Origin of the sequence: Desulfosporosinus sp. (assembly GCF_014237355.1) — a bacterium.
GTDB lineage: Bacteria > Bacillota > Desulfitobacteriia > Desulfitobacteriales > Desulfitobacteriaceae > Desulfosporosinus.
On the sequence record NZ_JABZFS010000092.1, the window covers coordinates 20535 to 32528 of the forward strand.

11 protein-coding genes and 1 riboswitch are annotated in these 11994 nt (G+C 42.9%); of the genes, 4 read left to right on the top strand and 7 right to left on the bottom strand.

Features of this window, described 5'->3' with window-relative positions:
* Nucleotides 1-35 precede the first annotated feature (35 nt).
* The 3 genes from HGJ98_RS22215 to HGJ98_RS22225 all read right to left on the bottom strand — a co-directional run bounded on the left by HGJ98_RS22215 (nucleotide 36) and on the right by HGJ98_RS22225 (nucleotide 2280).
* Complete coding sequence (locus HGJ98_RS22215) at nucleotides 36-485, bottom strand: CBS domain-containing protein (RefSeq protein ID WP_291354128.1); 450 nt, start codon at nucleotides 483-485, stop codon at nucleotides 36-38.
* A gap of 282 nt (nucleotides 486-767) precedes the next feature.
* Entirely contained in the window at nucleotides 768-2054 is a 1287-nt protein-coding gene (locus HGJ98_RS22220; protein WP_291354130.1) for an MBL fold metallo-hydrolase, read from the bottom strand.
* A gap of 22 nt (nucleotides 2055-2076) precedes the next feature.
* Nucleotides 2077-2280 carry a DUF3006 domain-containing protein gene (locus HGJ98_RS22225; protein ID WP_291354132.1) on the bottom strand — a complete coding sequence of 68 codons (204 nt, stop codon included), beginning with the start codon at nucleotides 2278-2280 and terminating at the stop codon, nucleotides 2077-2079.
* Between the two features lie 200 nt (nucleotides 2281-2480).
* On the opposite strand from HGJ98_RS22225, the gene asnB reads away from it, so the two are divergent.
* Nucleotides 2481-4367, top strand: a complete 1887-nt coding sequence (gene asnB, locus HGJ98_RS22230) for an asparagine synthase (glutamine-hydrolyzing) (protein WP_291354134.1) — start codon at nucleotides 2481-2483, stop codon at nucleotides 4365-4367.
* A gap of 74 nt (nucleotides 4368-4441) precedes the next feature.
* Here asnB and HGJ98_RS22235 read toward each other — a convergent pair whose 3' ends face one another.
* From HGJ98_RS22235 to HGJ98_RS22250, 4 genes are all read right to left on the bottom strand, one after another.
* A complete protein-coding gene (locus tag HGJ98_RS22235; RefSeq protein WP_291354136.1) occupies nucleotides 4442-5740 on the bottom strand; it encodes a hemolysin family protein in 1299 nt (432 codons plus the stop codon).
* Nucleotides 5741-5891: 151 nt separating this feature from the next.
* Nucleotides 5892-7196, bottom strand: a complete 1305-nt coding sequence (locus tag HGJ98_RS22240) for a hemolysin family protein (RefSeq protein ID WP_291354137.1) — start codon at nucleotides 7194-7196, stop codon at nucleotides 5892-5894.
* A gap of 219 nt (nucleotides 7197-7415) precedes the next feature.
* Nucleotides 7416-7865, bottom strand: coding sequence for a hypothetical protein (locus HGJ98_RS22245; RefSeq protein ID WP_291354139.1), 450 nt, complete (start codon nucleotides 7863-7865; stop codon nucleotides 7416-7418).
* 26 nt (nucleotides 7866-7891) lie between these two features.
* Nucleotides 7892-9001, bottom strand: coding sequence for a ParM/StbA family protein (locus tag HGJ98_RS22250; RefSeq protein ID WP_291354141.1), 1110 nt, complete (start codon nucleotides 8999-9001; stop codon nucleotides 7892-7894).
* Between the two features lie 220 nt (nucleotides 9002-9221).
* A riboswitch (cobalamin riboswitch) is annotated at nucleotides 9222-9405 on the top strand.
* Nucleotides 9406-9513: 108 nt separating this feature from the next.
* Here HGJ98_RS22250 and cobT point away from each other — a divergent pair.
* From cobT to cobS, 3 genes are all read left to right on the top strand, one after another.
* Entirely contained in the window at nucleotides 9514-10593 is a 1080-nt protein-coding gene (cobT, locus tag HGJ98_RS22255) for a nicotinate-nucleotide--dimethylbenzimidazole phosphoribosyltransferase (protein WP_291354143.1), read from the top strand.
* Between the two features lie 81 nt (nucleotides 10594-10674).
* Complete coding sequence (gene cobU / locus HGJ98_RS22260; protein WP_291354145.1) at nucleotides 10675-11319, top strand: bifunctional adenosylcobinamide kinase/adenosylcobinamide-phosphate guanylyltransferase; 645 nt, start codon at nucleotides 10675-10677, stop codon at nucleotides 11317-11319.
* On the top strand, nucleotides 11319-11994 hold a 676-nt coding region (gene cobS, locus HGJ98_RS22265; RefSeq protein ID WP_291354147.1), incomplete at its 3' end, for an adenosylcobinamide-GDP ribazoletransferase. The genes cobU and cobS, both read left to right, overlap by 1 nt.

The window sequence follows — 11994 nt, forward strand, 5'->3', positions numbered from 1 at the left end:
TGAAACAGCGTACCTGTCCCCCTGTTTCCGTAACCTTAATCTTCGATTAAGGTTTTTATAATATCCATTCGAGATACTATGCCAATGATCTTCCCATCTTCTAAAACAGGCAATCGCTTTATTTTTTTACTTACCATTAGCGATGCTGCCTCTTCTATACTGGCCTCTTTATTGATTATCACAACATTCGCAGTCATAATCTCCGAGGCTTGAGATGCAATTAACTTTTTTAAATCGGATTCGTATTGTTTCACACCGTTGTAATAAATGAGTGCTCCCAAAATTCCAATTACTCCAGGTATCTGGGGAGACGTTTCTTTATGTAACAAGTCTCCCTCAGTAACGATTCCTACTAAATTACCATCTGAATCAATCACTGGTACCCCGGAAATTCGATTATCATACAACGTCCTGGCTATCTCCTTAATCTCCATATCCGATCGAATGGTTATGACATTTGTTTGCATGACATCCATGACCTTCATTAAAATCGCTCCTTTTCTTAAATAAGTATGATTTACCATATTGTAACACAATTTTTAACAAAACAAAGGACAGGTGAACTGTTTCGTATTAACGAAACAGTTCACCTGTCCCCTTGTTTTGGAAGTATTTGAAGCGATGAATAGAGACCTGACGCATTTAAGCAAATAGGAAAACGGGGAACGGGGGACAAGTGCTATGTTTCAACGAAACAGCACCTGTTCCTTTTGTTTTGGGCACACTGTTTCATTTTAGCGAAACAATGCACCTGTCCCCCTGTTTCACTATCTTGTAGCTGTTAACTGCCCTTGAGCATCGTAAAGCGCTCCGGGATCGCCATTATTGTTCCAGATATTTGATTGAGTCCAAACTAGGGTACCCACTCCTGCCCGCGCTTTTTCTCCACTGACAATTTTGATTGACCCACCTGCAGTCAAAGTTGTACCGGATGGAAAAATAAATGTTTGATTTCCAACTTCACTCACTAATTTCCATCCCGTTAGATCGACATCTGTACGACTAGGATTAGTTATGGTCACTACTTCCCCTCGCAGATCTATATTTGATAATTCAACTGAACTCTTAGAAGTAGCAGAAGAAGGCGTTGGACTTAATGCAGATTCAGGCACTGGTACTACCTTAGATTCAGGAGTTGACGTTGAATCGGTGGCTGGAGCATTCTGCTGAATTGATGCCTTCTTATCAAATTCTATCGTTTCTCCATTGGTCGTAACTACTATTGTTCCTGATTTGTCCGTTCTATAGGTTGTAATTCCAGCCTGAGCGATCCGATCTAAAATTGTAGGGGTTGGATGACCATATTCATTATCAGCACCCACAGAAATAATGGCGTGCTTTGGAGATACGGCCCTCAAAAATGCGCTGGTGGTTGAACTATTACTTCCATGGTGACCTACTTTAAGAACAGTTGCTTTTAAATCTTGCCCACTCTTCAGCATTTCTGCTTCAGAAATATCTTCGGCATCCCCCTCGAAAAGAAAGGATACTTTACCATAGGTGACTTTTAGGACTGCACTGTAATTATTTAGCTCTTCATAACTGCTACTATTAGGTGCCAGAAATACCCCTGTAAGCTCAGAAACGTTTAGTCCGACCCCTACCTTGGCCTGAACCTTTTTTGCACCGCTGGCCTTGACAGCAGCAATAAAATCTTCAAACGTTCGGGTGTTTGAGTCAGCATTTGGCATGTAGACGGTTTTAGTCGGTATGCTTTGAATGACTAAATCTAACCCTCCTATATGATCTTCATGAGGATGGGTTGCGACGATTGCTGAAAGTTCTTTGACTCCTTGTGATCTCAGATAGCTTACAATTTCAGGTCCGTCCTCATTATTTCCGCCATCTATAAGAATCGAATCACCGCTAGGAGTCACTAAGAGAGTACTATCTGCCTGACCGACATCCAGGAAATGGACTTTTAATACTTCAGTGGTTCTAGTAGGAGTTTCAGCAACAATTTCAGGAGTCGTTGTTTGCGTTTTACCACATCCAGATAGAATTAATGAGAAGATGATAATAGGTAAGATCAACCACTTTATGCGATATGACAATTCGTATAGGCCCCTTCCTTATTCACTCATCGAAAAAGTTATCCAATAGGCTTTTAACCTTTTTCGAACGCTGTTTCGTTGCTTCTGTATTAATACTGACCTGGATGTCAATGACATCCCCCTCTTTTAGATCAGCTGGCAAAACACTCCGGGGTAAATTAAAGTTGGTACGATTTTGTGTTTCAACAATAGCCCATTCATTTTCAAATCGGTCAATAATAAACATAGTACTCCTCCTTACAAGCGATACTCGATAATGCTGCTCATTTAATATTGGCTAAATGCCAGTTACCCGTCCTTTTTCCATTTCTACTATGCTCGTGAGAATTCATCGTAAATACTGTAACCTTTAGCCCTTTACAAACATAGATTGCACTATAGTTAATTGATAATGATTATCTTTACCAAACTAAAGGAGGACTTATAATGTGTGGTATTGTTGGCATGGTAAATTGGGCACATGATCTAACTCTTCAAAAAGAGGTTTTAATTAAAATGACGAATACCCTAATACCTCGAGGTCCAGATGCAGAAGGATATTGGCTTTCTCCCCGAGCCGCTTTCGGACATAGACGACTGGTGGTCGTTGATCCTCTAGGAGGCCGCCAACCTATGATTCGCCGGCGTGGTGAACATACGTATACCCTCATCTATAATGGCGAACTCTATAACACATCAGAGATTCGGCAAGAACTCCTAAGTCGCGGTTATAATTTCGAAGGGCATTCAGATACAGAGGCCGTACTTTTGTCCTATTTAGAATGGGGTCCCTCCTGTGTCGATCGCTTGAACGGAATTTTCGCCTTTGGAATTTGGGACAGCAAAGAACAGCAGTTATTCGTTGCCCGGGATCGCTTAGGGGTTAAGCCGCTCTTTTATAGTGAAAAAACCGGTTCAATTGTTTTTGCTTCCGAGCTCAAAGCTTTATTAAAGCACCCCGATATTGCACCCATCATCAGCAAGGAAGGCTTGTCGGAGGTATTCCTCGTGGGTCCGGCTCGCAGTCCTGGAGTAGGTATTTTCGAGGGGATTTCCGAATTAAAACCTGGGCATGTTCTTTTATATTCTGCCAACGGACTGCACATCCGCAGGTATTGGTCCTTACCTAATAACCTTCATGAAGATGATTTGAAGACGACGATTGAAACGATTCGCGAGCTTTTTCTCGATACAGTTCAGAGGCAGTTGGTTTCAGATGTCCCCATCGGAACCCTTCTCTCTGGAGGGTTAGACTCTAGTGCTATTACTGCCATAGCTGCCCAATTCCTTGCTGAAAACGGAAAAGGACCTCTGCCCACCTTTTCAGTAGACTATGATGAGAATGATAAATATTTTCATCCTAATGCCTTTCAGCCTGGAGCAGATGGACCTTGGATTGAACGAATGTCTCAAACCTTTGGGACTCAGCATACGAACTGTAAATTTAATATTCCTGAACTTGTGCAAGCACTCCAAGACTCAACACTTGCTCGGGATCTTCCTGGAATGGCTGATGTGGATGCCTCGTTATTACTCTTTTCCCGTGAAATCAAAAAGAAGATAACCGTTGGTTTATCCGGCGAATGCGCCGATGAAGTGTTTGGCGGATACCCTTGGTTTCATCGCCAAGACTCCCTTGAGGCTCAGACCTTTCCTTGGGCTCTTAATGTAGAAAATCGACTTGAAGTGCTGTCACCAGAGCTTATAGAGCGTCTCGAACCCCATAACTACTTGAAAGAACGGTACGAAGAGGCTCTTGCTGAAATCCCTAAGCTGTCTGGTTCTTCCACTGTCCATCAAGACAGTCGGACCGTCAAAGGAAATCTTCAACGTCAAGCCCGCATCCGTGAGATTACCTATTTAACCTTAACTCGTTTCATGCCAACTCTTCTCGATCGCAAAGATCGTATGACCATGGCCACCGGTTTAGAGGTACGTGTTCCCTTCTGTGACCATCGCCTAGTCGAATATGCCTGGAATATCCCTTGGGAAATGAAAGCACTCGAAGGTAGAGAAAAGGGACTCCTGCGACGAGCTCTCACCGGGGTCTTACCCGACGATGTACTTTGGCGTCGCAAAAGCCCTTATCCTAAAACCCATCACCCCAGTTATCTATTGGCTGTTCGCACATGGCTGAGAGAAATCTTGGAAGACAAGAACTCTCCAATTCTTCCCTTCCTGAATCTCCCCGCTATTGAAGATCTAATGAAACTCTCCGATACTATCCCTTCAGGCCGTCCATGGTTTGGTCAATTAATGGACGTTCCACAGCTTTTTGCCTATCTTGTTCAAGCCAATTTCTGGTTGGAACAAAATAAAGTTCGTTTCCTTTAAGAACAATAATTCACTTAGCCGGTGGGGGAGCCTATCTCCTTCGCCGCCGCTAGTGTCCACTAATTATTGGCTTACTACTCACTGGCGTTCTCTTGGAGGGGCTTTCTCAGAATTTTTATTTTGGTGATTCTAAAGCCCTTAACCTCCATAACTTCAAACTTAATACCATCAAAATAAATCACATCCCCTTTGAGAGGTTTGCGTCCTAATCTCGAAAAGATATATCCCCCAATTGTAGAAACCGTTTCTTCTTCTAATTGTATATTCAACATTTCTGAAACTTCTTCCATTAAAACACGTCCGTTAAGCACATATTCATTTTCAGACAGCTTCTGAACGGACGGTTGTTCCAACTCAAATTCATCATAAATTTCTCCGACTAGTTCTTCTAACATATCTTCGATGGTAATCAGCCCCGCTGACCCACCGAACTCATCCACCACAACAGCCATATGGGTATGCTGACTTCGCATTCTCTGGACAAGATGAGAAATCGGCATGCCCTCAGGAACTGCAAGAACATCCCGCCTAATCTCATTAATATCCTTCTCCCCGGGCTGTTCTTGCAGCCGAAGAATGTCCCTCATATGAACTAAGCCCAAGACATTATCTTTATCATCATCACACAGCAAGTAACGCGTATGTCCATTTTCCTTAACAACAGCGAGAATCTCCTCAAACGTGTCCTGAAGAAAGATACACACCATATCTTGACGAGGCACCATCACTTCACTGGCATTACGATCCGAAAACTCAAAGACGTTATCTAACAGTTTACCTTCTAATTTATCCAAATAGCCATGCTTTTGACTAGCATCGACTAACATTCGTAGTTCTTCTTCGCTATGAGATAAGTCGGCCTCATTGGCTGGTTCAATTCTCCAGATACGCAATACAAGATTCGCTAAGCCATTAAGGGAACGAATAACTGGATAACAGATCCAGTAAAAGGCTTTTAAAAACCCTGCTGTAGCAAGGGCTGTGCTTTCTGATTTTTGAATAGCAAGTGACTTAGGGACAAGCTCACCTAAAACGATGTGTAACAGCGAGATAATTGAAAAGGCGATAGTGATAGCAATAGTATGGGTGTAAATTGTACTCCAACCTGCGATCCCAGCGAACAACGGTTCAATTAGGGTTGCAATCGCTGGTTCACCAATCCAACCTAGGCCCAAAGAAGAGAGCGTAATCCCTAGCTGACAGGCAGAAAGGTATGCATCCAAATGGGAGGTAACATCTAGGGCAGTTTGTGCTCTTGAGGATCCATTTTCCGCAAGTTCTGCCAAACGCGTCTTACGTACTTTAACCAGGGAAAATTCAGCAGCTACAAAAAGTCCATTTAGCCCAACCAACAAGAATGCAATTAAAATCATTATGACACTCCAAAGCAGTCCGTCGATGACTTTGTATCCTCCTTTGACCTTGGATCATTACCAAGCTATCCTTTTTTGTTTTAGTGTTTATAGATCCGGTCATAATTATTCACCCATTAATTCTCGACGGATTGCTTATTAAGTTAACATACTAACCTGCTTTGTGTACTTCTGTTTTTTCATCGGCTTTAGGTTCTTGTTCCTTTCTCTTAACTATAACCTTAGTAATTCTAAAGCCCATAACCTCCATTACCTCGAAATGGAAGCCATCGAAATAAACCACATCCCCTTTGACAGGCTTGCGCCCTAATCTGGAAAACACATATCCCCCAATAGTAGAGACGGTTTCTTCTTCTAATTGTATATCTAGCATTTCAGAAACTTCCTCCATCAATACGCGTCCATTAAGCACGTATTCACTTTCGGCAAGTTTCTGTATCGGAGGTTGTTCCATCTCAAATTCATCATATATTTCTCCGACCAATTCTTCCAGCATATCTTCAAGGGTGACCAGTCCCGCTGATCCACCGAATTCATCCACAACTACCGCCATATGAGTTCTTTGACTTCGCATTCTCTGGACCAGATGAGAAATAGGCATACCCTCAGGAACGGCAAGGATATCCCGTTTGATTTGAATTATATCCTTTGAACCTGACTGCTCCTGCAAACGAAAAATGTCCCGCATATGAACTAAGCCCAGGACATGATCTTTATCATCATCACATAGGGGATAGCGCGTATGCCCATGTTCTTTCACTACTTCCAGGATCTCCTCAAAGGTGTCCTGAATGAAGATACACACCATATCTTGACGAGGTACCATGACTTCACTAGCGTTACGATCCGAAAATTCAAAGACGTTATCTAACAATTTCCCTTCAAACTTATCCAAATAGCCATGCTTCTGACTGGCATCGACTAACATTCGCAATTCTTCCTCACTATGGGATAAATCAGCTTCATTGGCAGGTTCAATTCCCCAAATACGTAATACAAGGTTCGCTAAGCTATTCAGGGATCGAATAATCGGGTAACAAATCCAATAAAAACCTTTTAAAAAACCAGCAGTAGCAAGCGCAGTACTCTCTGCCTTTTGAATTGCTAAAGATTTGGGGACAAGCTCACCTAAAACAATGTGCAATAATGAGATGATTGAAAAAGCTATTGCTATTGAAATAGTGTGAGTATAAATAGTGTTCCAACCGGCTATTCCAGCAAACAACGGTTCGATTAGGGCCGCAATCGCCGGTTCCCCAAGCCAACCTAAACCTAAAGAAGCAAGCGTAATCCCCAGTTGACAGGCTGAAAGGTATGCATCGAGTTGCGAGGTGACATCAAGTGCACTTTTTGCTCTACGGGAACCATTCTCTGCGAGTTCTGCTAAACGCGTTTTACGTACTTTAACCATGGAAAATTCAGCAGCTACGAAAAGACCGTTTAATCCGACTAACAAGAAAGCAATTAAAACCTTTATGCCACTCCAGAGCAGACCGTCTATGATTTTTCTCCTCCTTTTAATATCTGAAAACCAAATTCTCTTATGTCTATTTATTGTATTTGTACTAATGTTAGATAATAATTATACATCACTTTTATCACTTATATCAAAGGTATTTCTTTAACTTCTTATCTTACGTTCCTAGAAGTTTCGACTTCTTGTCACATATTTCTATTATTTCGCCCCTCGTCTGCCAACTGCTGACGATTGGTTTAGAACCTTTAGAACATTTTCATCGTCTTCCGTTCCAATAATATACTTCATCATATACTCAAACCCCCCTATTGATTGGACCTTTTCGGACTCTGGAACAAGAACTGGTTCCCCATCAACTTGGCGGGCGTCCGTCTGAGTAAATAAATCGTCTAAGGAAAAGGTTTCTGTCTCTGTATCAATGGTTTCAAGGACTTCTTCAACTTGTGTTTCACTTTGAAGATAATTACAGGCATCCTGGATCTCTGGACTAACCTCCGACACTTTATCCTGAGGTAGCCTTAGACCTTCTTCCGGATTAGTTTCCAATAGTGCCTGTCTTAAAGTCTCTTTAATCAAAGCACTCCTTTTCTCCGGCTCAACCCGTTGTAATGCCAGCCAAAGATCCGCCTCGGTTTCATCAAAATACAACGGAATAAATAAAGGCTGAGCGCTTATCATGCTGAAGTGTTCGGCTTATTGGTAATGTTATTGACCAGAGTTGAAGCCATGATTCGAAATCCTATAGCATTTCCGAACTGTGGATCATCGATCAATATCTTGTTTTCCATCTGAATGTGCTCATAAACCATTTCTCCGACTTTTCCGGCAACAAGCACTGTATGCAACTTACCAAGCATTGGTTTTAGGGCCTTTTTTACTTCACGAGTGATGTCTGTCCCTAGTTGGGTAAGCATACTTTGCATAATTGGATTAAGGTTAATGGTACCATTATTCCATGGATATAGCCCGCCATTAACTCTAAAAATCTTATCTAGTTCTTTATCATCTGTTTCAATTGGATTGGCGTGATTACTTGTCAATTCTTTCAGCTTTTCGGCCACGCCGATATACGCCCATTTTAACCCTTTTTCGATACTAAAGGAGTTAGGTGGATCAAGCATAACACCATCATAAAACGTCGCAATATCTGTCGTTCGGAAGCCCGGGTCTATGACCACCACATACCCACCAAACAACTTAGGGCTTGTTGGAATTCCATATTCATTGAGGGTTTCTTTAATAAAGACACCATAACTTTGCGGAAGAACTCGAGAACGTAGGATATTAAGCTGGCGAGTCATTCCTTCCATGGGACCGGAACGAAAGGATACTGAAAAAGATCCCTTTAACTCTGCTTCATACTTGTCCTTCAAACTGGCAAAATACTTAACTGGAACACCCGTGCCAAGATACACATTAGTTTTAGGCGTTTGTTGAGCGAGAGCTAAGGCAACCACCAGTAAAGCTGTAGCCTCTTCATCTGAGGATTTATCCTCATCCCAGCAATAATGAGCTTCATTTGGATTTAAGCTCTCAGCTAAGCTGCCCATAAAATAATGCTTCTCTACGCCGGTAGAGTTATTTTTGACCAATACGTCTAGAGATGCAATCTGAGTTTCTATGTCAGATCCTTTATGAATTAGAGTATTGCCAAGGGTTGAAAAAATCCGTTCATTCCCCTTACAAATTACCGCTGGAAATAATACCTTCTTATCTCCCGTATCAAGTTTTATTGCACCAAACCCTGGATCTGCTCCAGCTACGAGTATATCGCCCTCAAACACACATGTTCCCCCTATTCATAGCTCATAAATTAACTTATACCTCATTCAGTATCAAACCTTAAACTTCGAAGAAATTGGATAGAATACTACTAATAGCTACCATTATATACGAAGGAAACACGCTTGTAAAAATGTCTTGTAACGATTACAATAACTATTCTCTTAACATTCTCACAAATACTCCTTGAGATTCGAAAAAACTTGTGTTATTCTAAAGCAAATAAATATCTTCATTTTAGGTGCCCCTTTGGGGAGAATAGGGAAGTTCGGTAGCAGCAGCTAAACCGACGCGGACCCACCACTGTATTCGAGGAGCTTCGTGACCACTGGCTTAGTGCTGGGAAGGTGACGATTTATGCAATGAATCGATAGCCAGGAGACCTGCCTAAGATGTTAAGTCTTTCCTCTGTTTGGAGAGCATTCGGTGATGACGGTAAAGTCCCGACCACAGATTTTTTTGTGGTCGGGATTTTTATTTTTAAAATTAAGCTATTATAAGAGGAGGAACCACTATGAAAAACTTAACAGAAGAACAACTCTATGCTCAATTACAAAACCTTACTTCAAACATCTTAGATCTTGACGAAGAAGCCATGTCCCAGATCCAAGTACGCTTAGATTCTCTCACTAAACCTCAAGGAAGCTTAGGTCAATTAGAACATCTTGCTAAGCAGCTCGGCGGGATCCAACGAACCTCAAAGCCAAAAATTGAAAAGAAAGCCGTCCTATTAATGGCAGGAGATCATGGGGTCGTCGAAGAAGGGGTAAGTGCCTTTCCCCAGGAAGTAACTCCTCAGATGGCGTATAATATCATGAATGGCGGCGCCGCTATCAATGTCCTTTCTCGTCAAGCAAAGGCCGAGGTTTTTTTAACGGATGTTGGTATTGCCTTCCCCATAGAAGGAAACATTAATCACAAACGTGTGGCCAACGGAACTAAGAACATGACTAAAGGCCCTGCTATGACCCGTCGTGAAGCGTTAGAAGCTCTACTGGTTGGTGCGGAGGTCGCTGAAGAAAAGATCCGCGAAGGATATAACCTCTTTGCCACAGGTGAACTTGGTATCGGTAATACTACTCCTAGTTCTGCAATTGTCTCTATCTTGACAGATTCTGCTATTGAAGATGTGGTAGGACGCGGAACGGGAATTGATGACGCAGGAGTCATCAGAAAACGCCGTGCCATTGAAAAAGCCATTGAAGTTAATCAGCCGGATAAGACGGACGCCCTAGATGTTCTAGCCAAGGTAGGAGGCCTCGAAATCGCAGCAATCGCCGGTTCAATCCTCCAAGCTGCTGCCAGTCATGTTCCCTTTGTGATTGATGGGTTTATCTCAACTGCCGGCGCACTCATCGCAGCGAAACTTGCCCCAAAAAGCGTGGCCTATATGATTCCCTCTCATGGCTCCGTCGAAATTGGTCATCGCAATGCCCTAGCAGGTTTAGGTCTTGATCCTATACTTAACTTGGATATGCGACTTGGCGAAGGAACCGGAGCAGCCATAACCTTTTACATTGTTGAATCCGCTCTGCACATTCTTGAGGAAATGGCCACTTTCGCTGATGCTGGTGTCAGTGAAAAATCCGAATAACTTAGTGAGCTCGTTCAACGCCATCCTTTACCTTTAGTTGAAACGATTTCACTCACTACACAAGGAGAGTCGAAGAACGTTATGTCACAATTCACACTTATTACTGGTGGTGCCCGTAGTGGCAAAAGTACCTTTGCCGAACGTCTTGCCGCCCACGCTAAACGTCCGGTTATCTATATTGCTACCGCACAAATCTGGGACGGGGAAATGGCTATACGTGTAAAAAAACACCAAGAACAGCGTCCCTCTTCTTGGCGGCTCATCGAGGAACCCTTGAACATTCATGATACTTTAACTCATCTTAAAGACGAGGAGGGAGTTATCCTCCTGGATTGTGTCACCCTCTGGCTTACTAATCTTCTTTTAGCTGGAGAAGCAAGATATGCTGAACAGTCGAACCCAGCGGATCCATCTGCATCCTCCGACCGTCAACTTTCTTCTTATATCTACAACTATGTAGAACCTGAAATATTAGCTAAGGTGAACGAGATTTCCCAACTTGCCCAAGAAATTAAGCCTAAGGTCATTTTTGTCACTAATGAAGTAGGTCAAGGTATCGTCCCTGAAAATCTTCTAGCCCGTGCCTATCGAGATTTAGCCGGACGAAGTAATCAGATTCTGGCACGCCAAGCTGATTCTGTCTATATGGTCGTGGCAGGATACCCTATAGATCTAAAGCCTTCCGGCGTGAAATTGCTCAATTCCCTCTTTGAGAGTGAACTATGATGCGTGGATTTCTTATTGCTCTAACCTTTTTCACGCGAATTCCTTTGCCAATTCCTAAAGATGTTACGGCAGAGGAATTTACCAGGAGTTATCGTTTTTACCCCCTCGTGGGCCTTGTTATTGGCCTGCTCCTCTGGCTTTTGGCTAAAGTCTTAATTCCTTATTACCCCCCTTTAATTTTAGGTGCCCTCCTGTTGGGAGCAGAATTAATGCTTACAGGAGGGATCCATCTGGATGGGTTTATGGATAGTATGGATGGATTATTATCCGCTCGTAGCCCAGAGAGGATCCTGGAAATAATGAAGGACAGCCGTGTTGGAGCCCACGCCTCCATGGCTCTCGTCGGCTTACTACTCCTGAAATTCACATTACTAGCTAGTCTAACCCCTTCAACGTTAGCCTTCCTTATTGTGATGCCCATGCTCTCGCGCTGGGTCTTTCAAATTGGAGTTATCGGTTTTCCCTATGCTCGCTCCCAAGGGCTCGGCAAAGGATTTCATGAATCCTCCCAATGGCTCCCCTTTCTTCTTAGCGGTGGAGTGATTGGCGGACTTTCCTTTTTCCTTGTCGGCCTAGCCGGGCCGCTGGCCTGTGGAGTAACAGCCTTGATCATCACCTTAATGGCCTACAGAATTTCCGCCTTATTGGGGGGATTGACTGGGGATCTATACGGAG

Excerpts from the sequence above, each read along its gene's own strand:
- HGJ98_RS22215 (WP_291354128.1), bottom strand. The coding sequence starts at position 485 with ATGAAGGTCATGGATGTCATGCAAACAAATGTCATAACCATTCGATCG.
- HGJ98_RS22225 (WP_291354132.1), bottom strand. The coding sequence starts at position 2,280 with ATGTTTATTATTGACCGATTTGAAAATGAATGGGCTATTGTTGAAACA.
- asnB (WP_291354134.1), top strand. The coding sequence starts at position 2,481 with ATGTGTGGTATTGTTGGCATGGTAAATTGGGCACATGATCTAACTCTT.
- HGJ98_RS22235 (WP_291354136.1), bottom strand. The coding sequence starts at position 5,740 with ATGATTTTAATTGCATTCTTGTTGGTTGGGCTAAATGGACTTTTTGTA.
- cobT (WP_291354143.1), top strand. The coding sequence starts at position 9,514 with ATGAAAAACTTAACAGAAGAACAACTCTATGCTCAATTACAAAACCTT.
- cobU (WP_291354145.1), top strand. The coding sequence starts at position 10,675 with ATGTCACAATTCACACTTATTACTGGTGGTGCCCGTAGTGGCAAAAGT.